25 protein-coding genes are annotated in these 25685 nt (G+C 73.4%); 18 read left to right on the forward strand and 7 right to left on the reverse strand.

Annotated elements, in window-relative coordinates:
- The first annotated feature begins 39 nt into the window (after positions 1 to 39).
- The 6 genes from ACLJPY_RS01115 to ACLJPY_RS01140 all read left to right on the forward strand — a co-directional run bounded on the left by ACLJPY_RS01115 (position 40) and on the right by ACLJPY_RS01140 (position 7235).
- Positions 40 to 2178, forward strand: coding sequence for an FUSC family protein (locus tag ACLJPY_RS01115; protein WP_410586067.1), 2139 nt, complete (start codon positions 40 to 42; stop codon positions 2176 to 2178).
- Positions 2179 to 2346: 168 nt separating this feature from the next.
- On the forward strand, positions 2347 to 3249 hold the full coding sequence (locus ACLJPY_RS01120; protein WP_410586068.1) for an ABC transporter ATP-binding protein: 903 nt from the start codon (positions 2347 to 2349) through the stop codon (positions 3247 to 3249).
- The gene (locus ACLJPY_RS01125; RefSeq protein ID WP_410586069.1) at positions 3246 to 4010 is read left to right on the forward strand and encodes an ABC transporter permease; all 765 of its coding nucleotides are present in this window, start codon (positions 3246 to 3248) and stop codon (positions 4008 to 4010) included. The genes ACLJPY_RS01120 and ACLJPY_RS01125 overlap by 4 nt, the downstream gene beginning before the upstream one ends.
- Positions 4010 to 5104 (forward strand): streptophobe family protein, encoded by a 1095-nt coding sequence (locus ACLJPY_RS01130; protein WP_410586070.1) that lies wholly within the window; start codon positions 4010 to 4012, stop codon positions 5102 to 5104. The genes ACLJPY_RS01125 and ACLJPY_RS01130 overlap by 1 nt, the downstream gene beginning before the upstream one ends.
- Entirely contained in the window at positions 5101 to 5793 is a 693-nt protein-coding gene (locus ACLJPY_RS01135) for a response regulator transcription factor (protein ID WP_410586434.1), read from the forward strand. The genes ACLJPY_RS01130 and ACLJPY_RS01135 overlap by 4 nt, the downstream gene beginning before the upstream one ends.
- A complete protein-coding gene (locus ACLJPY_RS01140; protein ID WP_410586071.1) occupies positions 5790 to 7235 on the forward strand; it encodes an ATP-binding protein in 1446 nt (481 codons plus the stop codon). The genes ACLJPY_RS01135 and ACLJPY_RS01140 overlap by 4 nt, the downstream gene beginning before the upstream one ends.
- A 22-nt stretch (positions 7236 to 7257) precedes the next feature.
- On the opposite strand, the gene ACLJPY_RS01145 is transcribed toward ACLJPY_RS01140, so the two are convergent.
- Together ACLJPY_RS01145 and ACLJPY_RS01150 are read right to left on the reverse strand one after the other, a co-directional pair.
- Positions 7258 to 7872 carry a TMEM175 family protein gene (locus ACLJPY_RS01145; protein ID WP_410586072.1) on the reverse strand — a complete coding sequence of 205 codons (615 nt, stop codon included), beginning with the start codon at positions 7870 to 7872 and terminating at the stop codon, positions 7258 to 7260.
- 53 nt (positions 7873 to 7925) lie between these two features.
- Positions 7926 to 8699, reverse strand: a complete 774-nt coding sequence (locus ACLJPY_RS01150) for an SDR family NAD(P)-dependent oxidoreductase (RefSeq protein ID WP_410586073.1) — start codon at positions 8697 to 8699, stop codon at positions 7926 to 7928.
- On the opposite strand from ACLJPY_RS01150, the gene ACLJPY_RS01155 reads away from it, so the two are divergent.
- The gene (locus tag ACLJPY_RS01155) at positions 8698 to 9114 is read left to right on the forward strand and encodes a MerR family transcriptional regulator (RefSeq protein WP_410586074.1); all 417 of its coding nucleotides are present in this window, start codon (positions 8698 to 8700) and stop codon (positions 9112 to 9114) included. The genes ACLJPY_RS01150 and ACLJPY_RS01155 overlap by 2 nt on opposite strands.
- Here ACLJPY_RS01155 and ACLJPY_RS01160 read toward each other — a convergent pair.
- Positions 9090 to 9740 (reverse strand): TetR/AcrR family transcriptional regulator, encoded by a 651-nt coding sequence (locus tag ACLJPY_RS01160; protein WP_410586075.1) that lies wholly within the window; start codon positions 9738 to 9740, stop codon positions 9090 to 9092. The genes ACLJPY_RS01155 and ACLJPY_RS01160 overlap by 25 nt on opposite strands.
- An 86-nt stretch (positions 9741 to 9826) precedes the next feature.
- On the opposite strand from ACLJPY_RS01160, the gene ACLJPY_RS01165 reads away from it, so the two are divergent.
- The 4 genes from ACLJPY_RS01165 (at position 9827) to ACLJPY_RS01180 (ending at position 13906) form a co-directional block, all read left to right on the forward strand.
- Positions 9827 to 11053, forward strand: a complete 1227-nt coding sequence (locus tag ACLJPY_RS01165) for an amidohydrolase family protein (RefSeq protein ID WP_410586076.1) — start codon at positions 9827 to 9829, stop codon at positions 11051 to 11053.
- Positions 11050 to 11904, forward strand: a complete 855-nt coding sequence (locus ACLJPY_RS01170; RefSeq protein WP_410586077.1) for an alpha/beta hydrolase — start codon at positions 11050 to 11052, stop codon at positions 11902 to 11904. The genes ACLJPY_RS01165 and ACLJPY_RS01170 overlap by 4 nt, the downstream gene beginning before the upstream one ends.
- On the forward strand, positions 11894 to 13192 hold the full coding sequence (locus ACLJPY_RS01175; protein ID WP_410586078.1) for an NAD(P)/FAD-dependent oxidoreductase: 1299 nt from the start codon (positions 11894 to 11896) through the stop codon (positions 13190 to 13192). Before ACLJPY_RS01170 ends, ACLJPY_RS01175 begins: the two co-directional genes overlap by 11 nt.
- Positions 13193 to 13276: 84 nt before the next feature.
- Entirely contained in the window at positions 13277 to 13906 is a 630-nt protein-coding gene (locus tag ACLJPY_RS01180) for a YczE/YyaS/YitT family protein (RefSeq protein ID WP_410586079.1), read from the forward strand.
- On the opposite strand, the gene ACLJPY_RS01185 is transcribed toward ACLJPY_RS01180, so the two are convergent.
- From ACLJPY_RS01185 to ACLJPY_RS01200, 4 genes are read right to left on the reverse strand one after another with little or no spacing between them, the layout of a single operon-like run.
- A complete protein-coding gene (locus ACLJPY_RS01185) occupies positions 13834 to 14598 on the reverse strand; it encodes a gamma-glutamyl-gamma-aminobutyrate hydrolase family protein (RefSeq protein ID WP_410586080.1) in 765 nt (254 codons plus the stop codon). The two genes, ACLJPY_RS01180 and ACLJPY_RS01185, sit on opposite strands and share 73 nt — an antisense overlap.
- Entirely contained in the window at positions 14595 to 15926 is a 1332-nt protein-coding gene (locus tag ACLJPY_RS01190) for an O-acetylhomoserine aminocarboxypropyltransferase/cysteine synthase family protein (protein ID WP_410586081.1), read from the reverse strand. Before ACLJPY_RS01190 ends, ACLJPY_RS01185 begins: the two co-directional genes overlap by 4 nt.
- Positions 15913 to 16968 (reverse strand): fatty acid desaturase, encoded by a 1056-nt coding sequence (locus tag ACLJPY_RS01195; RefSeq protein WP_410586082.1) that lies wholly within the window; start codon positions 16966 to 16968, stop codon positions 15913 to 15915. Before ACLJPY_RS01195 ends, ACLJPY_RS01190 begins: the two co-directional genes overlap by 14 nt.
- Entirely contained in the window at positions 16968 to 17969 is a 1002-nt protein-coding gene (locus ACLJPY_RS01200) for an aldo/keto reductase family protein (protein WP_410586083.1), read from the reverse strand. The genes ACLJPY_RS01195 and ACLJPY_RS01200 overlap by 1 nt, the downstream gene beginning before the upstream one ends.
- A 224-nt stretch (positions 17970 to 18193) precedes the next feature.
- On the opposite strand from ACLJPY_RS01200, the gene ACLJPY_RS01205 reads away from it, so the two are divergent.
- Genes ACLJPY_RS01205 through ACLJPY_RS01235 form a run of 7 tightly spaced genes read left to right on the forward strand, consistent with a single transcriptional unit; the run spans position 18194 to position 25682 of the window.
- Entirely contained in the window at positions 18194 to 19459 is a 1266-nt protein-coding gene (locus ACLJPY_RS01205; protein ID WP_410586084.1) for a glutamate-5-semialdehyde dehydrogenase, read from the forward strand.
- Positions 19459 to 20211, forward strand: coding sequence for an alpha/beta fold hydrolase (locus ACLJPY_RS01210; protein WP_410586085.1), 753 nt, complete (start codon positions 19459 to 19461; stop codon positions 20209 to 20211). Before ACLJPY_RS01205 ends, ACLJPY_RS01210 begins: the two co-directional genes overlap by 1 nt.
- Positions 20208 to 20489 (forward strand): acyl carrier protein, encoded by a 282-nt coding sequence (locus ACLJPY_RS01215; RefSeq protein ID WP_410586086.1) that lies wholly within the window; start codon positions 20208 to 20210, stop codon positions 20487 to 20489. The genes ACLJPY_RS01210 and ACLJPY_RS01215 overlap by 4 nt, the downstream gene beginning before the upstream one ends.
- On the forward strand, positions 20489 to 21841 hold the full coding sequence (locus tag ACLJPY_RS01220; protein WP_410586087.1) for a TrpB-like pyridoxal phosphate-dependent enzyme: 1353 nt from the start codon (positions 20489 to 20491) through the stop codon (positions 21839 to 21841). Before ACLJPY_RS01215 ends, ACLJPY_RS01220 begins: the two co-directional genes overlap by 1 nt.
- A complete protein-coding gene (locus ACLJPY_RS01225; RefSeq protein WP_410586088.1) occupies positions 21834 to 22934 on the forward strand; it encodes an acyl carrier protein in 1101 nt (366 codons plus the stop codon). The genes ACLJPY_RS01220 and ACLJPY_RS01225 overlap by 8 nt, the downstream gene beginning before the upstream one ends.
- Positions 22931 to 24433, forward strand: coding sequence for a class I adenylate-forming enzyme family protein (locus ACLJPY_RS01230; RefSeq protein ID WP_410586089.1), 1503 nt, complete (start codon positions 22931 to 22933; stop codon positions 24431 to 24433). Before ACLJPY_RS01225 ends, ACLJPY_RS01230 begins: the two co-directional genes overlap by 4 nt.
- Positions 24417 to 25682: a type III PLP-dependent enzyme gene (locus ACLJPY_RS01235; RefSeq protein WP_410586090.1), complete on the forward strand. Its 1266-nt coding sequence runs from the start codon at positions 24417 to 24419 to the stop codon at positions 25680 to 25682. The genes ACLJPY_RS01230 and ACLJPY_RS01235 overlap by 17 nt, the downstream gene beginning before the upstream one ends.
- The last annotated feature ends 3 nt before the right edge of the window (positions 25683 to 25685 follow it).

The raw sequence follows: 25685 nt of genomic DNA on the forward strand, positions 1-25685 counted from the left end.
CAGGAGGTTCGCGACGCCGTCGCCGTCTATGCTCGGCGCGTGGCGATCGACTCCCCCGCTCTGAAGACCCGCCGGGCCGCGCCCCGGGACTGGATCCCGCGGTGGTCGGAGAGCGCCGCTCTGCGCGCCCTCCGCGCCACCCTGGTGGTCCCGGTCCTCTTCGCGTTCAGCACCACGGTGATCGGCGACCTGCAGGTGGCGACGTTCGCCGCCTTCGGCGGGTTCGCCACGTTGGTCATGGCCTCGTTCGGCGGCGGCCGGCGGGACAAGCTGCGCGCCCACTTCGGACTCGCCGTCACGGGCAGCGTCCTGCTGGTCATCGGCACCGCCGCCAGTGCGTCGCTGCCGCTGGCGGCGGTCGTCACGCTCGTCGTCACCTTCCTGGTGCTCTTCGGCGGGGTCGCCGGACCCGACGCGGCCGCCGGCGGCGTCGCCGCGCTCCTCGCCTACGTCCTCCCGGCCGCCTCCCCCGGCACGATGAGCATGGTGCCCGCCCGCCTCGGCGGCTGGTGGCTGGCCTCGGTGGTCGGCACCGCGGCCGTCCTCCTGCTTTCGCCGCGGTCCCCCGCCACGGCCCTGCGGGACGCGGCGGCGCGGGCGGCCGGCGCGCTGGCCGACCACCTGGACGCGGCTCTGCGCGGCGGCGCGGACGTGGCAGCGGCGCACGAGGCGGCGGTCGAAGCCAAGCACCACCTGATCGACGAGTTCACCGCGACGCCCTACCGCCCCACCGGGCTGGCCGCCGAAGACCAGGCCCTCGACACCCTGGTGGGCCTGCTCGAATGGTGCGCTTCGGTCATCGCCGACACCACGAGCGAGTACCCGGACCTGAGCGGCGCCCCCGAGGTCGAACGGGAGCTCCTCGCCGAGACCAGCGCCGGCCTGCGCGAGGTTTCCCGGCTGCTGGCCGGTCAGCCCGGCTCGTTAGACGCCGGCGAGCTGGACCGCCGGATCGAGGCGAGCGTGGAACGGCTGCGCGCGCTGGGGTCCGGTGATCCCGGCTACGTCGACGCGGTGCACCTTTCCTTCCACGCCCGCACCGGCGCTTTCGCCGTCCGGGAGGCGGTGACCGAAGCCCGTGCCGCGGTGCCCGGCGGACGCCCGGCGCGCCGGCTCTCCATGGCCTCGCTGGCCCGGGTCGCTTCGCCGCACACGAGCCTGCGCTCGGTGTGGTTCGTCAACAGCCTCCGCGGCGCGGCGGCCCTGACCGCGGCGGTCGTCGTCGCCGGGGCCAGCGGCGTCGAACACGGGTTCTGGGTGGTGCTGGGCACGCTGTCCGTGCTGCGCGGCAACGCGGCGGCGACCGGGTCGACCGCGCTGCGCGCGCTGATCGGCACCGCGCTCGGCGTCGTCGTCGGTGCGGTGCTGCTGCTGGTCATCGGCACCAGCGCCCCCGCGCTGTGGATCGCCCTCCCGATCGCGGTGCTGGTCGCCGGCTACGCGCCGGGCGCGCTGCCCTTCACCGCCGGCCAGGCGGCCTTCACGGTGACGGTCTCGGTGCTGTTCAACCTGCTCGCCCCGGCGGGCTGGCAGATCGGGGTCGTGCGGATCGAGGACGTCGCGATCGGCTGCGCGGTGTGCCTGGTGGCCGGCGCGCTGTTCTGGCCCCGCGGGGCCAGGGCCGTGGTCGCCGACGACCTCGCCGACGCGTTCCGCGCCGGCGGCGCGTACCTGGCGGCGGCCGCGCAGTGGGCGCTCGGCCTCCGCCACGACCCGCCCTCCCCCGCCGCGGCGACCGCGGCCGGAGCCCGCCTCGACGACGCGCTCCGGGGGTTCCTCAGCGAGCAGGGCACCAAGCACGTCCCCAAGCCCGACCTGTGGCGGCTGGTCATGGGCACCGTCCGCGCGCGGCTCACCGCGCACTCCCTGGCCGGGCTCCCGAACCCGCACGTCGAGCCGGACCCGTTCCGCCGGCTCCTCGGCGATCAGGCGGGCCAGCTCGCCGCCTGGTACGACCACCTGGCCTCCCGCCTGGACCGCACCGACCACGGCGACGTCCCCATGCTCGCCCCGCCCGCCTTCCCGGAGCTCCTCGAGCAGCCGGGCGCCTCGGTGCGCGACCTCGCCTGCGCGCTGTGGGTCCACGAGCACCTCAAGCACATCTCCGCCCGCCTCGCCGAACTCGTCGAGCCGGCCGGCGTGGTGGCCACCCAGCGCCACCGCCCTTGGTGGCGCTGAGCGGCCGCCCGCCGACCCCTCACCGCGCCGTTCGCTGACGTCGAGGCGGCCCTCGCGGTTGCGATTTCCGGGGAACACCCGCGTCCGCGCCGCCCCGGGCGGCGGAGCTCTCAGAGTTCTCCCAGAAGCTCGCAGGAACCGGACAGGCGGGCGCGCCACGCTCGCCGCATGACGATCGAAATCCGGGGCCTGACCAAGCGGTACGGGCCCGACACCGTGGTGGACGACCTGTCGTTCACCGTCGCACCCGGGCAGGTCACCGGGTTCCTCGGGCCGAACGGGGCCGGCAAGTCCACGACCATGCGGATGATCGTGGGCCTGGCCGCGCCGACCCGCGGCTCGGTCACCATCGGCGGCCGCCGCTACCGGGACCTGCCCGTACCCCTCACGGAGGTCGGCGCGCTGCTGGACGCCGGGGCCGTCCACGGTGGCCGGACGGCCCGCGACCACCTGCTGGCCCTCGCCGTGAGCAACGGCCTCCCCCGCCGCCGGGTCGGCGAAGTCCTCGACCGGACCGGGCTGGACGGCGTGGCCGGCAAGCGGGCGGGCGGGTTCTCGCTCGGCATGCGCCAGCGGCTCGGCCTCGCGGCGGCGCTGCTCGGCGACCCGGGGGTGCTGATCTTCGACGAGCCGGTGAACGGCCTCGACCCCGAAGGGATCCGCTGGATCCGTGACTTCATGCGGTCCCTCGCCCGTGCGGGCCGGGCTGTGCTGGTGTCCAGCCACCTCATGGGCGAGATGGCGCAGACGGCCGACCACCTGGTCGTCATCGGCCGGGGGAAGCTGGTCGCCGACACCGCCGTGAGCGAGCTCGTGCGCGGCGAGGGCACGGTGCTCGTCCGCACGCCCGACCCGGACTTCGCGCGCCTGCTGGCCACCGCCGGGGCCGCGGTGCGGGAAGGGGTCGAGGCTTCGCTCGTCGTCTCCGGCATGACCAGTGCGGAGATCGGGAAGCTCGCGGCCTACCACGGCGTCGCGCTCGCCGAGCTGACGCCGCAGCGCGTCTCACTGGAGGACGCGTTCATGGAACTGACCAAGGACAGCGTCGACTACCAGGGGGCCTCCGCATGAGCGTGTCGTTCACGCACTCCGTCCGCGCGGAGTGGATCAAGCTGCGCAGCCTGCGCTCGACCTGGTACACGCTGGCGTGCCTGTTCGCGGTCGGGTTCGGCGTCACGGCCCTCGCCATGAACGCCGCCGCGAAGACCTACCCGGGCGACGGGCCGTGGGACCCCACCAACCGCAGCCTGGCGTCGTACGTCGTCGCGCAGCTGGTGATCGGCGTGCTCGGCATCCTCGTCGTCACCTCGGAGCACGCGACCGGCCTGATCCGGACCTCGCTGACCGCGACACCCCGGCGGCACCGGCTGCTGGCGGCCAAGGTGGTCGTGGCCGTCGCCGTCGCGGTGGTCGCCGGCCAGGTGCTGGTGTTCGGCGCCTTCTTCCTCGGCCAGGCCGTCCTCGCCGCCCACGGCGTGCCGCACGCGCGGCTCGGCGATCCCGGCGTGCTCTCCGCCGTGACCGGCGGCGGCCTCTACCTCGCGGCGATCGCGCTGCTCGCGGTCGGGCTCGGCACGATCATGCGCGCCACCGCCGGTGCGCTCGCCACGCTGGTCGGGATCGTCTTCCTGGTCCCCGCCCTCGCCGGTCTCTTCCCGTCGTGGCTGCAGAAGCTGTTCTTCTACTGGCCGACGCTCGGCGCGTCCGCGGTCCTGAAGACCGTGCCCGACCCGGACTTCCCCCACCCGTGGCTGAACCTGGCCGGGATGTGCGCCGGGGTCGCCGTCGTGCTGGCCGCCGCGTTCGCCACCTTCCGGCGCCGGGACGTCTGATGCGGGAAGCGGCCCGGGGGCTGGCCGCGGCCGTCGCCGCGGTGCTGGTCATGGCGGGGGTCGCGGCGGCCGGCCTGGCGCTCCTGGGCGCCGGCCGCGTCGGCGGGCTGGGCGCGATGACCGCGGCGGCCGTCGCGCTGGCCGCCGGTGGCTCGGCGGACGTCGGCGCGGCCCCGGCGGGCGCTCTCCCGCTGGCCGTGCGGGGCAGCCTCCACCTGCTGCCGCTCGGGGTTTCCCTGGCGGGTGCGGTGGTCGTGGGCCGGATCCTGCTGCGCCGGCGCGAGGAGGGACTGCTGGTCCGCGGCGCCGTGGCGGCGGTCGCCTTTCCGGTCGCGCTGGGCGCGTTCGCCTCGGCTGCTCGCGGGAGGCTGTCGGTGCCCGCCGGCGTCACGACCGGAACCTGCGTCCGGACCGGCGGTTCACCACGCCTGCCCGTCTCGGGTGACTTCTCCGTGGCGGCCGGGCCGACGGTGCTGGGCGCGGTGGTCTGGGTGCTCGTGGTGGTCGGTGTCTGCTTCATCATCACGCGGTTTCCCTTGAGCAAAAGCAACTCACGGGCGTTGTGGTGGCTGGCGGGCGGAAGCGCGGTGGCGTGCTTCGCCGTCGCTTGGGCGTTCGGCGGCGCTGCCGCGGCCGGCGCCGTCCTGCTCGTGCTGCCCCAGCTGGTGTCCGGCGTCCTGGTGCTGGGGCTCGGCGTGCCGTGGACGGCCGGCACGACGGGCCTGCTCTCCTGCGCGCCGCACCTCTCCCCGGGCGGCCCGGCGTCCTGGGTGGCGGTGGCGGTGCTGCTCGCCTGCGGCGTCGCCGTCCGGAGCCGACGGCCCGGCGACCCGCTGCGGCGGGCGGTGGCGAGCGCGGTCCGGCTCGGCTCGGCGATCGGGGTCGCGCTCGCCGTCGTGACGCTGCTGTCCCGGGTTTCCGTCGACTTCACCGTCTCGGCGTTCGGTCTGTCCCTGCCCGTCTTCAGCGCGGGGCTGACCGCGAACCCGCTGCTCGCGCTCGTGGCCGGGCTTGCGGGTGGCGCCCTCGCGGGCTTCGCGGGCAGCCTGCTCGCCGACGGGATCTCCGTATCCTCGCGGGCATGGAAGCGATGACGTCCCGGCTGCTGGTGGTGGACGACGAGGCCACCGTCCGCGAGCTGCTCTCCGCCGCGCTGCGGTTCGCCGGCTTCCGCGTGACGTCCGCGGCGACGGCGGGGGAAGCCGTCGCCGCGGCCACCGCGGAACCGCCCGACCTCGTGCTGCTGGACGTCATGCTCCCGGACCTGGACGGCTTCGAGGTGGTCCGGCGGCTGCGCGAACGGCGCTCCGGCCACGGCGCGCCGGTGCCCGTCCTGTTCCTCACGGCGCGGGACCGCCAGTCCGACAAGGTCACCGGGCTGTCCCTCGGCGCCGACGACTACGTGACCAAGCCCTTCGACCTGGCGGAGCTGATCGCCCGGATCCGCGCGATCCTCCGCCGGACCGCGGGACACGCGGCCGGCGTGCTCGCGGTCGGCGCCCTCACGCTCGACGCCGAAGGCCACCAGGTGACCCTCGCGGGGACGCCGATCCGCTTGTCCGCCACCGAATTCCGGTTGCTGCGCTACCTGGTGGAGAACGCCGGGCGCGTGGTGTCCAAGGCGCAGATCCTCGACCGGGTCTGGCGCGACGACTTCGGCGGCGACGCCGGCATCGTCGACACCTACATCTCCTACCTGCGGCGCAAGGTCGACACCGGGGAGCCGAAGCTCATCCACACCGTCCACGGCGTCGGCTACGTGCTGCGGGAGCCCCGCCGGTGAGGCGGCTGTCCCTGCGAGCCCGGCTGCTGCTGCTCACCGCGGGCCTGCTGCTCACCGGCCTGACGCTCATCGGCACGCTGGTTTCGGACCAGCTGGAGCGCTTCCAGCTCGAGCGTCTCGACAGCCAGCTGCACTCGATGACCGAGCTGATCTCGCTCGCGGCGGGGCCGCCGCCGGCCGCGAGCCCCACGGTGCGGCCCGACCTCGTCGACCCCGCGCTCGAGCTGTTCGGCACTCCGTACGTGGTGTATCTCGACGCCGGCGGCGCGGTGGCGGGCGGCCTGCACTCCTCCCGGGTCGACGGCGCGGCGCTACCGCCGCTCGACGCCCTGCGCACGGTGCCCGCCGACGGGACGGCCGTCGACCTCGACGCCGCCGACGGGTCGCAGCGCTGGCGGGCCGTCGCCCGGCCGGCTGTCCGCTGGGGCGGGCGGGTGGTCACGGCCGCGCCGCTCGCCGAAGCCGACGCCACGATCGCCCAGCTGCGGACGAGCAGCGTCGTCACCGGCGCCGCGCTGCTCGTCGTGCTGACCGCGGCGGGCTGGTTCGCCCTCGGCCGGGGACTGCGGCCGCTGCGCCGGATCGAGCACACGGCCGCGGCGATCGCCGGCGGCGATCTCACCCGGCGGGTCCCCGTCCTCGCCGGACCCGGCACGGAGCTCGGGCACCTGGCGGCGTCGCTCAACACCATGCTCGGCCAGCTGGAAGGCGCCTTCGCCGGCCGGGCCGCGTCCGAGGCGCGGATGCGCGCGTTCGTCTCCGACGTCAGCCACGAACTGCGCACGCCGCTGTTCGGCATCAAGGGTTCGGCGGAGCTGTACCGGATGGGCGCGCTGACCCGACCGTCCGATGTGGACGAAACCATGCGGCGCATCGACCGGGAAGCCACCCGCCTCACCGCGCTCACCGAAGACCTGCTGCTGCTGGCCCAGCTCGACGAGGCACCCGAGGAGCAGCTCGACCGGGCCCCGATGGACCTGCGCACCCTCGCCGTCGACGCCCGGCACGACCTGCGCGCGCTCGACCCGGCGCGCGTGGTTTCCCTGACCGGGCCCGGTGGTTCCGGCCCGCCCGGCCCGGCCCCGGTGGACGCCGACGAAGCCCGGCTGCGGCAGGTCGTCACCAACCTCGTCGGCAACGCCGCCGCCCACACACCGCCGGGCACGCCCGTGCGCATCGGCGTCGGCACGGCGGACGGCCGCGCGGTGCTCGAAGTGGCCGACGAAGGCCCGGGAATGACGAGCGGGCAGGCGAGCCGCGCCTTCAACCGCTTCTACCGGGCCGACCGCTCCCGGACGCGCAGAGCCGGCGCCGACGCCGGGCTGGGGCTCGCGATCGCGCGGTCGCTGGCCCGTGCGCACGGCGGCGACGTCGAACTGGAGACCGCGGTCGGGGCAGGCGCCTGCTTCCGGCTCGCGCTGCCGCTGTCCGATCAGGACTGAACGGCTTCCGAACCGGACCGGTTCACCGATCGGCGCGGCGCGCCCGCAGCCAGAAGGCGATCCGCCCCGGGAACAACAGCAGCAGCAGCAGGACGTAGTAGCCGAACGGTGGTTCGGCGAACCCCACCACGACCGCGAGCGCGAAGACGACCGAACTCAGCGCGTGGTTCCAGAACACCTCGTCCGACACCGGTTCGGCGTCCCCGCGGATGTCCGGGTCGCTGCGGATGAGGAACACCATCGTCGTGTGGCACAGGCTGCTGGCCAGCAGCGTCCCCAGGTAGAACAGCACGGTGAAGCGCTCGGACCGGTACGCGCCGATCAGCTCGGTCGGGAAGGGCAGCAGCGCGATCGTCAGCAGCCAGCAGAAGTTGACGCGGATCAGCCAGGGGCTGTAGGACCGCACGTGCTCGAAGATCCGGTGGTGGACGCCCCAGAAGCGGCCGATCACGACGAAGCTCAGCAGGAAGCTGACGATCTTCGACCAGTTGTGCGTCACCGCCTCGACCGCCGGCTTGTGCTCCGCGACCAGCTCGGGCACCAGGTCGGTGAGCGGCAGGACCAGCAACGTCAGGGCGATCGCGACCACGGCGTCGGTGAAGAACACCAGCCGCTCGGACGACTTCTTCTGCTCCACGCGGACATCAAACACCACCTGGCGCGCCGCGGTGCCGGCACGTGCCGGCCCGCTCAGACCGCGTTTCGGGCCATGATCCGGCGCGCGATGGCCAGGCCCAGGCGCGTCGGCAGCAGCCGGGAGAACAGCAGAGCGGTCAGGGCGTTGGTGCGGCCGTCGATGACCGCCGGGCCGGTGCCGGACAGGGCCCGCACGACCGTGGCGGCGACCGCCTCGGCGCTGCGCGAGCCGCGGGTGTTCATCGGCGTCTTCGTGGGACCGGGGCTGACCGCCACCACCCGGACCCCGGTACCGCGCATTTCCGCCCACAGGGCCTGGGTGAACGAGACGACGTACGCCTTCGTCGCCGCGTACACCGCCAGGTAGGGAGCAGAGATGTATCCCCCGGTGCTGGCGATGTTGACGACGGCCCCGTGGCCGCGGGCGGCCATCGCGGGCACCAGGAGCGTGGTGAGCTCGGTCAAGGCGGTGACGTTGACGTCGATCAGGGACCGGAACCGGGCCGGATCGCCGTCGAGCACCGGCCCCTGCGTGCTGACGCCGGCGTTGTTGACCAGGAGCTCCACCTCGATCCCCTCGTCGGCCAGCGTCTTCGCCAGCTGCGTCGGTGCGTCGGCGGCGGCCAGGTCGAGCGGGAGGGCGCGCACGGTCACCCCGTGGCGACGGCTCAGCCGCGCGGCCGCCTCGTCGAGCTTGTCCGCGCTGCGGGCGACCAGGACGAGGTGCACGCCGCCGGCGGCCAGCCGCTCGGCGATGGCCGCCCCGATCCCGGTGGAGGCGCCGGTGACGACGGCGAATTTGTCGCGCAAGTGCGCTGCTGTGGTCATGATCTCGACGCTAAACCTTGACGTCGGTGTCAAGGTCAAGCTGAACTGGGGCATGCGCATCGGCGAGTTGAGCAAGGCGACCGGCGTCAGCACCCGGGCCCTGCGCTATTACGAGCAGCAGGGCCTGTTGCGCAGCGAGCGCCGGACCAACGGGTACCGCGAGTACGCCCCCGAGTCGGTCGAGGTCGTCGCGTTCGTCCAGGACATGTTCCACGCCGGCCTGTCCTCCGACGTCGTCCGCGACATCCTGCCCTGCGCCCGGGACGAGCACCCGCGTGGCGACTGCACCGAACTCCTCGCGCGCGTCCGGCGGGTCCGTGACGACCTCGTGCGGCAGGAACGGCAGATCGCCGAGCGTCGACGGCGGCTGGACACCTACCTCGCCGAGGGCTACGAGGCGCTCCCGGTCTGCTGACCCTCGATCCGCGAACGTCCGGCGCCCGCTCGACGCCCCGGGCGGGCCCGTGGACCGGATCGGTCCTCGCCCATGCGCAGGATCAACGCGATCGCGTCCTCCGAATGCGCTGCCGGCGTCAGGACTTCCTGCAGGAGCAGGCCCCGGATCGCGGCGACGGTCACCGTGGCCAGAGTCAGCGCTTCCCCGGCCTCGAGCCCTTCGCGTTCGGCGAGCGAGGCCAGCACCCCGGTCAGGTCGCCGAGCGAGTCGATGAACTCACGGAAGTCCTCCGGGCTGTGCGCGGCCAGTCCGACGACGTGGAAGAAGCCGCGGACCCGCGACAGCTGCCCCGGGCGCGTGTAGGCCCGCCAGATCGCCACGACGAGGTCGTCGAAGGTGCCTTGCCGCGCGGTCTCGAGCAGTGCCTCGTTGTCGCGGGACCGCTGCGCCTGGAGCATCGCCGCCAGGACGCCCGGCAGCGACCCGAAGTGGTACCGCAGGAGTGCGTGGCTGGTCTCGGCCCTGGCGGCGATCTCCCGCAGCGAGACCTCCGGCGAAGGAAGGGCCTCGCCGAAGGCGTCGAGAAGCCGGGCCAGTAGCCGCTCGCGGGCGTCGCCGGTGCGTTCGCTGCTTGACAGGATCACTCCCACAGTTTATCCATTGGAAAAGAGACTGGCTACGCCGTGTTGCCCACATGGTCCCAGTCGGCGACCAGTGGAGGGAATGACCCGTGGAACGCTGCCAGGTGGTCGGCGCGACGGTCGTCGACGGATCGGGTCGCGACCCCGTCGACGTCGACGTCAGCATCGAAGGCGGGCAGATCACCCAGGTCGGCGCGACCGGCGGACGCGGTGAGCGCCTCGACGCCACCGGCCTGACGATGACGCCCGGCCTGATCGACGCCCACGTCCACCTGGGCCTGTCGAGCCCGATCCAGCCGCAGTTCTCGTTCCGGATCAGCACCGCCGAGCTCGCGGCGGACATCTTCGCCGCCGCCGGCGCGACGCTCGACGCCGGCTTCACCACCGTCCGGGACACCGGCGGGGTCGACGGCGGCCTCGTCACCACGATCGCGAAGGGCAAGGTCAGGGGGCCGCGCGTCCTCTCGTGCGGACCGGTCCAGTGCCAGATCGGCGGGCACGGCTACTACGGAGCCGACTGGGAGCCGACCGAACTGTGGACCAGCCACCACCTCCCCGGCCTGTGCGCCCTGTCCATGTTGTCCGGCAACGCGGACGAACTGCGGCACAACGTGCGCGAGGCCTTCCGCCGCGGAGCCTCCTTCCTGAAGCTCTGCGTGACCGGCGGCGTGGTCGGCGCGCACGACCGGCTCGCCGACACCCAGTTCACCGTCGAAGAAATCGCCGTCGCCGTCCAGGAAGCCGAGGCGCGCGGCACCTACGTGACGGTCCACGCCCACAACAACGACGGCATCCGGAACGCGGTCGAGGCCGGAGTGCGGTGCGTCGAGCACGGCACCGGCATCGACGAGCCCACGGCCGCGCTGATGGCCGCTCGCGGGGTCGCGCTCGTGCCCACGTTCGCCGTCGTCGAGCAGCTGCTGCACGACACCGCCGGAGCGGGCCTCGACCCCTCGACCCGCGATCGGGTGCTGGGTGTGCGCGAGCGGATGGCCGAGGGGCTCGCCGCGGCCAAGGAGGCCGGGGTGCGGATCGGGCTGGGTTCCGATCTCATCGGCCCGGCTCAGGACCGCCGGGGCGAAGAGCTCAGGCTGCGCGCGGAGCTCGAAACCCCGATGGCCGCCCTCGTGGCGGCCACCAAGACCAACGCCGAGATCCTCGGCCTGTCCGGGCGGGCCGGCGTCGTCGCTCCCGGCGCGCAGGCGGACCTCGTGTTGTGGAACGGCAACCCGGTCGAAAACCCGGAGCTGTTCGCCGATCCCGCCAACGCCGTCCTGGTGCTCCAGGCCGGCCGAATCGTGAAGGACCTCCGATGAGCACCATGTGGCAGGGCTGCCTCGCCGACACCGACTACTTCGAGCTGAGGTCCGGCCGAGGCTACGACTACGGCGTCTGGGTCACCACGCCACCGGGTTACGACCCGGCCACGACGCGAGCGCCCGCCGTGTACGTGCTCGACGGCAACTGGGCCGTCGGCATGACGGCTCCGCTCATCGTCACCCAGAACGACCCCATGCACCCGATCCGGCCCTACATCCAGGTCAGCGTCGGCTACGCGGGCGAGGACGCGCAGCACTGGGCCCGGCTGCGCAACCGGGACCTCGTGCCACCCGGCGAGCCCATCGCCCCGGAGTTCGTCGACGCCGTGGAGACGGGCATCCGGACCGGCGCGATGACCCGCGAGGACGCCGACGCCTACCTCGCCGAACTACGGGACACCCACGCGGATGCGTTCCTGGGCTTCCTCACCGGGGAACTGCACCCGCGGATCGAGCGCGACTACGGCACCGCCGCGAGCGGGCACGGTCTCTTCGGCTACTCCTACGGCGGGCTCTTCAGCCTCTACACCTGGCTCACCGGCAGCACGCTCTTCGAGAGCATCGGCGCGGGCAGCCCCGGTGTCGTCGGTGCGGACAGCCGGGTCTTCGCGCGGCTCGACGAACTGGGCGACCGCCTGCCCGCCGCCGCGCTGCACCTGACCATCAACGACCAAGAGCTGCTCGGAAGCCTGCCCGTGTACCAGAACCTGACGAAGAACGCCGCCACCGTCCTGCACCGCTTGACCGCCCGCGGCGGAGCCGTCACCAGCGCGGTCCTGCGCGAGACGCACGTGACCGGTCTGCAGGCCTCGTTCCTCAGCTACCTCAGGACCTGCCGTGCCCGGTGAGCGCGCGAGTGCCGATGTGGTGGTGATCGGGGCCGGGGTGATCGGGGCGTCGATCGCCCTCGAGCTGGCCCGGGCGGGGCGGCGGGTGGTCGTGCTCGACCGGGCCGCGGGACCGGGCCAGGGGTCGACCTCGGCATCGAGTGCGATCGTCCGGTTCAACTTCTCCACCACCGCCGGGGTGGCGTTGGCGTGGGAGGCGCAGTCCGCCTGGCTCGACTGGGCCGGTCACCTCGGGCACGCCGTGGGCGACCTCGCGGTGTTCCGCAGGAGCGGCCTGGTCATGCTGGACGTCGAGGCGGCCCCGCGCACGTCGTGGCTCCCGCTGTTCGACGAGATCGGCGTTCCCTACGAGGAATGGGACAGCGCGACCTTGGCCGAGCGCGTCCCGGGTATCGACGTCGGCCGCTACTGGCCGCCGAAACGGCTCGACACCGAGGAATTCTGGCAAGACGCGAAGCACTCGCTCGGTGGCGTGTACACCCCGGATGCCGGTTACGTCTCCGACCCCGGTCTCGCCGCCGTGAACCTCGCCGCCGCCGCCTCGGCGCGCGGGGCGGAGTTCCGCTTCCGCAGCACGGTGATCGCGGTGGAAACGGCCGACGGGCGCGTGACGGCGGTGCGGCTGTCGGACGGCACGCGGATTGCCGGTGCCGTCGTGGTCAACGCGGCCGGTCCGTGGTCGGGCGCGGTGAACCGGTTGGCCGGCGTGGGTGCCGGCTTCACGGTCGGGGTGCGCCCGATGCGGCAGGAAGTGGCGCACGTGCCGGTCCACGAGGGTTACGGCGGGCCGGTGGTGGCGGACATGGACCTGGGCACCTACTTCCGCGGCGAAACCGGCGGGAACCTGCTCGTCGGCGGAACGGAACCGGAGTGCGATCCGCTGCCGTGGCTCGACGACCCGGACACCGCCGGCCTCCACCCGACGGCCGCGGTCTTCGAGGCCCAGGTGACGAGAGCCGCGCGCCGGTGGCCCGCTCTGGCGGTGCCCAACCGCGCGCGAGGCGTGGTGGGCGTCTACGACGTCGCCGACGACTGGACGCCGATCTACGACCGCACCGAGCTCGCGGGTTTTTACGTCGCAATCGGCACGAGCGGCAACCAGTTCAAGAACGCACCGGTCGTCGGGCAGCTCATGGCGGAGCTGATCACGCGGGTGGAAGGCGGCGCCGACCACGACACCGTGCCCGTCCGGTTCCGGGCCCCGCGCACCGGGCTGGAGATCGACCTGGGTGCGTTTTCCCGCAAGCGCAAGCGCAACACCGCGAACACGGGCACGGTGCTGGGCTGAGCCGCAACGGCGGTCCCCGGGTGCCGGACACGCTCGAGGGCGTCGAAGGAAACCCCGTAGACTCGCGGAAAACGGGGGGTGCGCGTGCGGGTTGCCGATCTGCTGCAATCGCCGCTCATCCCACCCGGGAAACCCGTCCGGCGGACCGCCCAGCTCCTCTCCGGGCTGGTCCTCTACGGCCTCAGCGACGCCCTCGTGGTCGCGGCGGGGCTGGGCGTCGAGCCGTGGGACGCGCTCGCCCAGGGGCTCACCCGCAGTGCCGGGCTCAGCATCGGCGTCTGGACCAACCTCATCGGCGCCGCCGTGCTGCTGCTGTGGATTCCGCTGCGGCAGAAACCCGGACTGGGCACGCTTTGCAACGTCCTGCTCGTCGGTACCTCGATGGACCTCACCCTGGCCGTGCTCCCGCCGTTCGGGCAGCTGTGGCTGCGGTGGGCCGTGCTCGTCGGCGGGGTCGTGCTCAACGGGTTCGCCACCGGCTGCTACCTCGGCGCCCAGGCCGGACCGGGGCCGCGGGACGGCCTGATGACCGGGCTCGCCGCGCGCGGGCACCCGATCTGGGCCGTGCGGTGGGGCATCGAGCTCGCCGTGCTGCTGATCGGGTTCCTGCTCGGCGCCACCGTGGGGATCGGGACCGTCCTCTACGCCTGCGCCATCGGGCCGCTCGCCCAGCTGTTCATGCCCGTGCTCGACGTGGACCGGGCGAAGGCCTGACGGCCGAACTCGCGGAACAGCGCCGTCGAGACCGGGTCGCGGCCGGCGTACCACTCCGGGTGCCACTGCACGGCGAGACCGAACGTGTCCGAGTCCGCCGAAACCGCTTCGATGACGCCGTCGGCCGACACCGCCTCCACCCGCAGGCCCGGCGCCAGCCGGTCGATCGCCTGGTGGTGCAGGGAGTTGACCGACACCGCCGTCGTGCCCAGCAGCCGCCGCAGCAGGCCGCCTTCGCCGAGGCGGATCTCGTGCGCCGGCAGGTACTGGCGGTCTCGCGGCTGCGAGAGGTCTTCGCGGTGCTCGTCGCCGGGCAGGTCGCGCAGGGTGCCGCCGAGGGCGACGTTCAGCTCCTGCAGGCCCCGGCAGATCCCGAACACCGGCACCCGCGCCCGCAGCGCCGCCGGCAGGACCCGGAGCGCGAGTTCGTCGCGGGCCGGGTCCGCCGGCGCGAGCCGGGGCCGTCCGCCGTAGCAGGCGGGCTGCACGTCGATCTGGTGCCCGCCGAACACGACGCCGTCGAACCGGCCGATCACGTCCGCCAGGTACGGCGCCGGGCCGCCGACGATCGCCACCGCACAGCCGGAAACCCGTTCCAGGGCCCGGACGTAGACCTCGCGCACGGCGATGTGCGCCACGTCGTCGACCGGTTCGGCCGACGCCGCCAGCGCGACCAGCGGCCGGGCGCTCACCGGGCGCCCTCCAGCGCCCGGCCGAGGTCTTCGAGCAGGTCGCCGGGGTGCTCCAGGCCCAGTGACAACCGGATCGAGCCCGGCGTCACGCCCGCGGCGAGCTGGTCGGCCTCGGGCAGCTGGGCGTGCGTGGTCGACGCCGGGTGCGTGGCCATGGACCGGACGTCGCCGATGTTCGTCACGTGCGCGAACAGGCGGAGGCCCTCGATGAACCGGCGACCCGCCGCCTGGCCGCCGGTGAGCTCGAACTGCACCAGCGGCCCGCCGTTGCCGCCGAGGTAGCGCCGCAGCAGCTCCTCCTGCTCGCCGCCGGCCAGGCTCGGGTGGCGCACTGAGGCCACCGCCGGGTGCGCGGCGAGGAACCGCGCCACCGCGGCCGCGTTTTCCCCGTGCGCGCGCATCCGCAGCGGCAGCGTCTCGATGCCCTGGATGAGCAGGAACGCGTTGAACGGGCTCAGGCACGACCCGAGGTCGCGCAGCAGCGTTTCCCGCGCCTTCAGCAGGTACGGGCTGCGGCCCAGCGCGCTTTCGAGCCCGGCGCCGGCTTCGGTCCACACGACGCCGCCGTGCGCGGGGTCGGGTTCGGTCAGCAGCGGGTGCCGGTCGGCGTGCCGGGTCCAGTCGAACGTGCCGCCGTCCACGATGAGCCCGCCCAGTGCGCTGCCGTGGCCGCCGATGTACTTCGTCGCCGAATACACCAGGATGTGCGCGCCGAACTCGAGCGGGCGGCAGACCATCGGCAGCAGCGTGTTGTCCAGCACCAGCGGCACCCCGTTCTGCTCCGCGAGCCCGGCGACGTCCTCGACCGGGAAGATGCGCAGCTTGGGGTTCGGCAGGGTCTCGCCGAAGTAGGCGCGGGTGCGTTCGTCGGTGGCGGCGGCGAAGTTCTTCGGGTCCTCCGGGCTGACGAACCGGGTCTCGACGCCGAACCGGGCGAAGGTGTTGGCCAGCAGGTTCCACGTGCCGCCGTAGAGCTCGTCGGAGCTGACGATGTTGTCCCCGGCCTGGCACAGGTTGAGCAGCGCGACGGTGGTCGCGGCCTGACCGGACGCGACGGCCAGCGCCGCCGGGGCGCCGTCCGCCGCGGCGATCCGCGCTTCGAGGACGTCGCAGGTCGGGTTGTTCAGCCGGGTGTAGGCGTGGCCGTCCTCGGTGAGGTCGAAGATGGCCGCCGCGGCGCCGGTGTCGGGCAGTTCGTAGGCCGCGGTCTGGAAGATCGGCGTGATGACCGGGGTGGTCGGGCCGGTGCGCAGTTCGGCGCCGGCGTGCAGCACCGCGGATTCTACGCGCCGGAAGGTTTTCGGTGCGGGTCGGTCAGTGACCGGCATGAGCGTGCTCCCTCGCTTCCGACATGGAGGTGACGATCGCGGTGACGGCGCTGGGCTGGCCCTCCGGCCCGCGCGTGAACAGCCCGCCGAGGGCGGCGTCGACCGCGGCGTACTCCGGGTCGGCCAGCCGCACCCGCCGCGCCTTGCCGAGGTTCCAGAACGGCGTCCGCGGATCGAGGTGGTGTTCCAGGTGGTAGTTGTCGTTGTGGATGCCGGTCAGGAACTTCTCCCAGCCGCGGCTCTTGCGGTTGCGCGTCATGTGCAGGTCCACCCGGGCGTCCCGGACCAGCGGCGTGTGCTCGGAGAGCTCGATGTACCAGCCGAGGATCTGGAAGCTGGTCAGGTAGGGCACGAACCAGAACAGCAGCAGTTCCACCGTCCAGCTCTGCCACCAGGAGACGCCGAAGACGGCGGCCCAGAACACCCAGAACCCCACGCGGTCGAGCAGCCGCTTGCCGCCGCGGTCCCGCGGCGCCGCCCGGTCCCGGCCGCCGCGCAGCACCCGGTACCGGTTGCGGACCAGGTACCGCAGGTAGGCCCAGGTCTGGCTGCCCAGCAGCGGGACCAGCACCACCCGGCGGACGTAGGCCCGCGGCGAGGCGGCCCGGTAGGCGCCCTGCTCGATGAAGAACCGCAGGTCCGGGTCGCGGTCCGGATCGCCCAGCCGCGGGTGGTGGGTGAACACGTGCGACACCTGGTAGGCGTAGAACTGCTGGAAGATCGGGTACGCGGTCAGCACGGTGCCCAGCAGCGCCCGCAGCCGGTGGTCGGCCGCTCCGACGCCGTGGGCGCAGTCGTGCAGGATCGTGGACAGCCCCCGCTGGCGGGCGCCGATGACCAGCACCGCCAGCGGGTAGCACCACCACGAAACCGTGACGCAGAGGGCGACGCACCCCGCGATCCAGGCGACGTCCTCGAGCCAGGCCAGCCCGGCGTGCCAGTTGTCGCTGCGGTTGAGGGGTTTCATCCGGGCCCGCACTCCGGCGGGGAAGCGGTGCGTCCGGTACCGCTTCCCGTCGTAGGCCCACTCGGTGCCCGGCATCAGACGAGGGCGGTCAGCGGCACGCCGATGAGGGTGGGGTCGAAGCGGCTGACCCCGTCGAGCAGCTCGTCGATCTTCTGCATGACGGCGGGGTCGAGCACGACTTCGGCCGCCTTGACGTTGTCGGTGACCTGCTCGGGGCGCGAGGCGCCGGTGATCGCGGTGGCGACGTTGGGGTTCTGCAGCACCCACGCGATGGCCAGCTGCGCCATCGTCAGGCCGAGCTGGTCGGCGATCGGACGCAGTTCCTGCACCCGGCGGAGAACGTCGTCCTGCAGCCAGCGGACCATGTAGCCGCTGCCCTCGCCGTCGGTGGCGCGGGAGCCGGCCGGCGGCTGCTCGCCGGGCCGGTACTTGCCGGTCAGCACGCCCTGGGCCATCGGCGACCAGACGAGCTGGCCCATGCCCTCGCGCTCGCAGGCCGGGACGACCTGGGCTTCGATGACCCGCCACAGCATCGAGTACTGCGTCTGGCTGCCGATCAGCGGGATCCGCAGCTCGCGGGCCAGCGCGGCGGCGCGGGTGATCTGCTCGGCGGTCCACTCCGAGACCCCGAAGTAGAGCACCTTGCCCTGGCGCACCAGGTCGGCGAAGGCCAGCATGGTCTCCTCCAGCTCGACCGTCGGGTCGAACTGGTGGGCCTGGTAGAGGTCGAGGTAGTCGGTTCCGAGCCGGCGCAGGGAACCGTGCGCCGACTCCATGATGTGCTTGCGGCCCAGGCCCTGGTCGTTGGGGCCGCCGGGGCCGGTCGGCCAGTACACCTTGGTGCAGATTTCCAGGCTTTCCCGGCGGAGGCCCGCCAGCGCGCGGCCCAGCACCTCTTCGGCGCGGGTGTTCGCGTACATGTCGGCGGTGTCGAACGTGGTGATCCCGGCGTCGAGCGCCGCGCCGACGCATTTCTTCGCCTGTTCCTCGGCCACCTGGGATCCGTGGGTGATCCAGTTCCCGTAGGAAATCTTGCTCACTGAGAGGCCGCTGCGGCCCAATCGACGATGCTCCATGCCTCCCGACACTCCAAGGAAATTTCCGCACAGTCAACGTTTGAAATCGCGAAACAAGGGGGCGCCGATGCGGTCATAGAAAGTGTTGATGAGCCCATCAGCACGGCCATGATCACGATTGCCATTACCAATTCCCGGTGGCAGCGTGATCCCTCGACGGGGGAAATCACCGGAATCGCCGCGGCGCCGCCGTGGCCGAAAAACCGGTTCGGGACGGGGAAAAAATGACGGACAAGATCATCGACGCCGCCCGTGCGGCGACCGTGGCGGCACCGCCGCTCGGCACCGAGGCGTACGGCCGGTTCTGCACCGCGCTGGCCCGCCGGCTGGGCGCGGCGTGGCCGCGGATCCGCGTGGCGAACGACGCCGATGTCGAACGGGCGCGGGAACAAGGCCTGCCCGACGTGCTCGTCGACCGGCTCCGGCTGACCCCGGACCACCTGGCCGACCTGACCGCCCTGACCTCGACGGTCGCCGGCGAACTGCGCGAACTCACCCGCCGCCCGCCGGGCACGCCGATCGGCGACTGGGGCGTGCGGCACCGCGTACCGCGGCCGCTGGGCGTGGTGCTGATGATCTTCGAAGCCCGCCCGACGGTCACCGTCGAGGGCGCCCTGCTCAACGTCGCGGCCGGCAACGCCGTGATCCTGCGCGGTGGCAAGGAGATCGCGCGGACCAACGCCGAACTCGGCACCGTCGTCACCGCCGCGCTGGCCGACGCCGGGCTACCCACCGGGCTGGTCACCGTGCTGGACGACCCCGGCCGCGCGCTGCTGCGGGAGCTGCTGCGCCGTCCGGACGCGATCGACGTGCTCATCCCCCGCGGCAGCCCGTCCCTCGTCGACTACTGCCACCGGGCGAGCACCATCCCGGTGCTGGCCAGCGGCGGCGGGGTCAACCACCTCTACGTGCACTCGAGCGCCGACCCGGCCCAGGCGGTCGCGATCGCGCTGGACAGCAAGCTGCCCGCTCCGGCGGGGTGCACTTCGCTGGAGATCGCGCTGGTCGACCGGCCGGTGGCCGACGAGTTCGTGGCCGCGCTGCTCGAGGGCGCCCGCCGCGACGGCCGTCCGTTGACCGTCCGCGTCGGCGAAGGCATCCGGCGGCCCGAAAGCGCCGGGCAGTGGCGGGTGGAACCGTTGGGAGAGCACGACTTCGGCCGGGAGTTCCTCGACAGCACCATCGGTGTCGTGGCCGTCGACTCGCCCGACGAGGCGGTCGAGTTCATCCAGCGGTACGGCTCCGGGCACAGCGAGGCGATCGCCGCCACCGACCCCGCGGTCACCGGGGCGTTCACCGACCGGGTGGACGCGGCCACCATCGTGGTCAACGGTTCTCTGCGCCTCAACGACGGTCCCACCCTGGAACTGGGCTCGGAGATCGCGATCAGCACCAGCAGGCTGCACGCCCGCGGGCCGATCACGCTGGCCGCGCTGGTGAACCACTGCTGGGTGGTCGAGGCGCACGGCCGGCTGCGCGAGGCGAGCTGATGACCGCGCCCGCGTCCGCGCCGCCGCTGCTGCTGCCGCTCAGCCGGCGGCCGCAGGCCCCGCACGCCCCGCACGCGGTGCTCGTGCACCCCGGCGGTGGCGGCCTGAGCCCGTACACCCCGCTGGCCGTCCGGCTGGCCCGCCGCGGCGGGGTGAGCGGCATCCGCGCCCGCGGCCTCTTCACCGGCGAGCGGCCCGACACCGCGATCGACGCGATGACCGAGCGGTACCTGCCGCTGCTGGCCGGCCTGCCGCGCCGCCCGGACCTGCTGGTGGGCTGGTCCATGGGCGGGGTACTCGCCTGGGAGCTCGGCGCGCGGCTCGCCGCGACCGGACCGGCTCCCGCGGTCGTGATGATCGACAGCTTCACCCGCCGGGACGAGTTCCGCACCGCGGCCCAGCGCGACGACGTCGTCGGCCGGATCATGCGGTCGGTGCACGCCCGGGTCGCCCACCGCGACCAGCCGTGGGCCGAAGCCACCGCGCACGCCCACGTCACCGCGTCGGGCCGGCACCGGGTGACCAGCGCGCACCCCGGGCCCGCGCTGCTGATGGCGTGCGCGAGCCCGCACCGCAGGACCCAGGTCGAGCGCTGGACCCGGTTGTCCGCGCGGCTGCGGACCCGCGAACTGGACTGCGGCCACTTCGACGTGTTCGGCCGGAAAGCGCTTCCGGCCGTGCTGGCCCACCTCGACGAATTCCTGACCGGACAACGCAACCGAACCGCTGAACCCCTTGGAGGGCAACGATGACCGGACCCGACCGCACGACCGTCACCGACTCGGTGAAACGCGTGGTGATCGCCGAATCCCGGCTTTCGCTGGCACCGGAGGAGATCCCCGGCGACGAACCGCTCAACGGCGACCTGCTGCGCATCAACTCGCTCGGGTTCGTCGGGATGCTGGTGCACCTCGAGGACACCCTCGACGTGACCCTGCCCGACGACCTCTTCGTCGGCCGCACCTTCCGGACCGTCGACGACCTCGTCGACGTCGTCGCCGAAGGCGCCCGCGAAACGGAGGAGCTGTGATGACCGCCGTCAACCTGCCCACGAGCTGGCGCAGCGTGCTGCCGCACCTGGACGAGCCGCTGCCGCCCGACCGCAGCCCGGAGGCGCCCGCGGGCGGCTCGGACACCGGTGTGTCGGTCAACCTGCCGTTCGCGCTGGTGCGCCAGTCGTCCCAGAACCGGGAGTTCTGGGACATCCCCGCCGAGGTGCTCGACACCTACCGCAGCTTCCGGCCCACGCCGCTGTGGCGGGCCCGCCGGTTCGAAGAGGCCGTCGGCGCCCGGGTGCCGATCTACGTCAAGTACGAGGGCGGCAACATCTCCGGCAGCCACAAGCTGAACACCGCGCTGGCGCAGGCGTACTACTACGCCAAGGCCGGGGTGAAGGAGCTGGTCACCGGGACCGGGGCCGGGCAGTGGGGCACCGCGCTCGCCGCCGCCTGCGCGATGTTCGGGCTGCGCTGCCGGGTCTTCATGGTCGGCACGAGCCTGCAGAAGAAGCCCTACCGGGGCACGCTGATGCGCAGCCTCGGCGCCACCGTGCACGCCAGCCCGAGCGAGCTGACCGAGGTGGCCGCCCGCACCGGCGGCGGGGTGAACAGCCTCGCACTGGCCATCGGCGAAGCCGTCGAGTACGCCGGGCGCACCGAAGGGGCCGCGTTCTGCATCGGCAGCGGCGAGACCTACAGCATCCTGCACCAGTCCGTGATCGGCCTGGAGACCATCGAGCAGCTCGCCGGGCTGGAGGCCACTGTGGACTCCGTCGTCGGCTGCGTCGGGGCGGGCTCGAACTTCGGCGGGATCGCCCTGCCGTTCTTCGCCGAGGCCGCCGCGACGGGCACGGAGTGCCCGCGGCTGGTCGCCGCGGAGTCGGCCTCCACACCGAAGCTCACCCGGGGCGTCTACGCCTACGACAAGACCGACGCCACCGGGGTCAGCCCGATGGAGGCGATGTACACGATCGGCAGCTCCTACCCGATCCCCGACTCGCACTCGGCCGGCCTGCGCTTCCACGGCGCCGCGAAGGTCATTTCCGCCATGCGGCACCGCGACCAGGTCACGGCCCAGGCCGTCGGGCAGGTCGAGGCGCTGGAAGCCGGGCAGGCGTTCACCCGCGCCGAGATGGTGCTGCCCGCGCCGGAGTCCGGGCACGCGCTGGCCGTGGCCGCGCGGCTGGCCGCCGGGGGCGGGTCGTCCCGCGGTGTCGTCGCCTGCGTGAGCGGGCACGGCTACCTGGACCTGGCCGCCTACCAGCAGCTGCTCGACGGCGAGCTCAGCAGCGAGCCGCCGGTCGAACAGGCGCTGGTGACGGCGATGGACCGGCTGCAGCCGGTTCCCGGGCTGGCGGTCGCGGGGAGTGGTCGTCATGTCTGACGCACTGGACCACCGCCTGCTCGACTGCGTCCAGGTGAACCTGGCCGAGCTCGCCGACCGCCTGCACGGCGACGGCACCCACCTGGCGATGGGCCGCGTCCTGCGCTTCTGGCCGCGGCCGGGCGCGGACGGCCTGCCCACCGTCGAGCCGCAGGTCGACTCGCAGGTGGCCGAAGCCGCCGACCTGCTGGGCCTGCGCGTCACCCGCCGGGCACGGGTCGCCTCCGTGGCCGAGCTCCAAGCCGGTCCCGGCTGCTACGCGGTGGCGGACGCCTACCACCTGCCCTGGGTCCCCTACCACGGCAAGGAGCACCTGCAGCACAGCTTCCTGGTCGAGCCGGACGGCGACGGCTTCACCGTCGTCGACGGCTACCACAACGACACGCAGTGGGGTGCGGCCCGCCCGGGCCGGTGGCCGCTCGGCCACGCGGAACTCGCCGAAGCCCTGCCCGACGGCGCGCTGACGTTCGGCCTCGCCGCCGCGGACCGCCCGGCCGAGCGCACGCCGCTCGTGCAGCTGGCCGATGCCGGTACGTACGTCTCGGCGTACGCCGACTTCCCGGACCGGGTGCGGGCACTGCGGGGACTGACGCTGCAGACCTGGCTGCTCACCCGCAGCCGACGGCTGCACGCCGCCGCGATGGGCGCGGACACCGAGGCGGTCCGCGCGCACCTGGCCGAGTGGGACGCGCTCGCCAAGCAGGTCTACGTGGCCGCCCGCCGGGTGGCCGCGGGCCGGGACGAACCCCGCTCGGTGTTCGGCAGGCTCGCCGACTGCCTCGCCGCCGACCACACGGCGTTCGACGCACCCACCCCGGTCACGAAGTCCGAAGTGGACCGCGGCGAGGTCCCGGCGCAAGTGCGCGAGTCCGTCTCCGCGGTGATCAAGACCGTGCTGGGCGCCGGGCCCGCCGCGGGCGACCGCACGCTCGGCGACATCCCGGGGTTCAGCTCCTTCCGCATGATGGAGATCGTCGAGCGGATCGAACACGACCTGGGTGTCGAATTCGCCGCCGAGGACCTGGTCCCGGAAAAGCTCACCCACGTCGACGGCCTCTGCCGCGCCGTCCTGGACGCAGGAGGATCACGATGACCCACTCCCCACGGGTGCTCCACGAACTGCTCGACCACGCCGCCCGGCTGTGGCCGAACCGGACCGCGCTGACCTGCCGGGACGCGTCGGTGACCTACGGCGAACTGGCTGCCGCCGCGCAGCGGGTGGCCGCGTCGCTGGCCGCCCGCGGTGCCCGCCGCGGGGACCGGCTGCTGATCAACGCGCCGGCGAGCACGCTGCTGCCCGCCGTGGTCTTCGGCGCCGCCCGCGCCGGGGTCGCGTTTTCCCTGCTGCACGAACAAGTCCGCGGCAGCAGCCTCGACCACGTGCTGGCCGATTCCGAGCCGGTGCTGGTGGTGACCGGCGACGAAGACGTGCGGCGCTCGGCCGACGCGGCCGGCGTCCCGTCGGCCTCGGTGGAGGACCTCGCCGCCGGGCCGGGCGAAGACGTCGCCCTGCCCGCTCCCCCGCTGCCGGTCGACCCGGTGTGCCTGATCTACACCTCGGGCACGACGTCGCTGCCCAAGGCCGTGGTCAGCACCCACCAGCAACTGCTGTTCGCCACCGCGGCGATCGCGTCGGTGCTGGTGTACCGCACCGACGACGTCGTCTACAGCCCGCTGCCGCTGTCCTTCGACTACGGGCTCTACCAGGTGTTCCTGTCGGTCACGGCGGGGTCGAACCTGGTGCTGGGCGCACCCACCGAGGTCGGCCCGTCGCTGGTGCGCAACCTGGTGCGGGCGAACGCGACCGTGCTGCCCGCCGTCCCGGCCGTCGCCGAGGCGCTCAGCGCGCTGCTGCGGCGGCGCCCGAAGCCCGCCCCGGCCCTGCGGCTGCTCACCAACACCGGGGCGGCGATGCCCACCGGCACGCTGGAATCGCTGCGCGCGGCCATCCCGGGCCTGCGGGTGCAGCTGATGTTCGGGCTCACCGAATGCAAGCGCGCCACCATCATGCCGGTGGACGGCGACCTGGACCGGCCCGGCTCCAGCGGCCGGGCGCTGCCGGGCACCGAGGTGTTCGTCATCGACGAGTCCGGCGCGCGGCTGCCGGCCGGCGAAGTCGGCGAGATCGTCGTGCGCGGCCCGAACGTGATGGCCGGGTACTGGCGTCGGCCGGAGCTGACCGCGCAGAAGTTCCCGCGGGTGGACGGGCTGTTCCCGGAGCTGCGCACCGGCGACTACGGCCGGCTCGACGAGGAGGGCTACCTCTACTTCGACGGCCGCCGCGACGACATCTACAAGGAGCGCGGGTTCCGCGTCAGCGCCACGGAAGTCGAGACCGCCGCACGCGGCGTGCCCGGCGTGCGCGAAGCCGCCGTGCTGGTCCCGAAGGACACCCGCCCGGCCTGGCTGTTCGTCACCGGCGAGCTGGCCGCCGAAGGCGTGCTCGACGGGATGCGCACCCGGATCGAGGAGTTCAAGATCCCGGGCAGCTGCCTGCGCGTGGAGGCGCTTCCGCTGACGGGCAACGGAAAGGTCGACCGCAAGGCGCTGGCCTCGATCGTGGAGGAGGCGTCGAGTGGAAGCGCTCGCTGACCGCCCGGCGGTGACCGCGGACCTCGCCGGCGTCCCGACCCCCGCCTACGTCTACGACCTCGCCGAGGTCCGCCGCAACCACCGGCGGCTCGACGGCGCCCTGCCCGAGGGCACCGGGCTGCTGTACTCGCTCAAGGCCAACCCGCACCCGGACGTGCTGGCCACCCTGCGCGAAGCCGGGGCCCGGCCGGAGGTCTGCTCCTCCGGCGAGCTGCGGGCCGCGCTCGACGCCGGCTGGTCCGGCGGCCAGGTGCTCTACACCGGGCCGGCGAAGCGGGACGCCGAGATCGCCGCCGCGCTGCGGGCCGGGGTGCGGGAGTTCTCCGTGGACTCCCCGTACGCGATCGGCCAGCTCGACCGGCTCGCCGGCGAGGCCGGCGTCCGGGCCCGCTACCTGCTGCGCGTCAACGACGACCAGCCGGTGCCGGGCCAGGGCCTGGCGATGACCGGGGTGCCGTCGCAGTTCGGCGCCGACACCGGCTGGATCCTCGCCGAGCCCGCCCGGTTCGCCGGGGGTGCGCACGCCGAGGCGTCCGGGCTGCACCTGTACATGGGCACCAACCTGACCGAGGTCGACGACCTGATCGGGCAGTTCCGCCGGGCGCTGGACACCGCCGCCCGGCTGCGGGAGGCCCTGGCCCCGCACGGCGTCCGCTTCCGGACGTTGGACCTCGGCGGCGGCTTCGGTGCTCCCTTCGCGAAGGAAGGCACCGCGAGCGAGCTGCCCGGCCTGCGCGAAGGGCTCGACGACCTGCTCGCCGAAAAGCTGCCGGGCTGGCGCGAGCAGGGCCCGGAGGTCGTGTTCGAGTCCGGCCGGTACCTGGTCGGCACGGCGGGGATCCTCGTCACCGCGGTGCTGGACGTCAAGCGGTCGCAGGGCAAGGACATCGTCGTGCTCGAGTCCGGCATCAACCACCTCGGTGGCATGTCGGGCATGCGGCGGCTGCCCCCGCTGTCACCGCACGTGCTCGGCCCGGCCGGGCCGCCGGTGCTCGACGCGCTGGTCGCCGGCCCGCTGTGCACGCCGCTGGACACCTGGACCCGCAACGCGGCCCTGCCCGAACTGAGTCCCGGCGACCGGGTGACGGTGCCGAACGTCGGCGCCTACGGGCTGTGCGCCAGCCTCGTCGCCTTCCTGGGACACCCCCTGCCGGCTGAGGTCGTCGTCGACGGCGACCGCCCCGGCACCCCCGCGCGGACCTCCCGCGTGGAACTGGTCAGGACCACTGACCACAACGAAGAGGAGTGAACC

This window comes from Amycolatopsis sp. lyj-23, from assembly GCF_046549135.1.
Taxonomy (GTDB): Bacteria; Actinomycetota; Actinomycetes; order Mycobacteriales; family Pseudonocardiaceae; genus Amycolatopsis.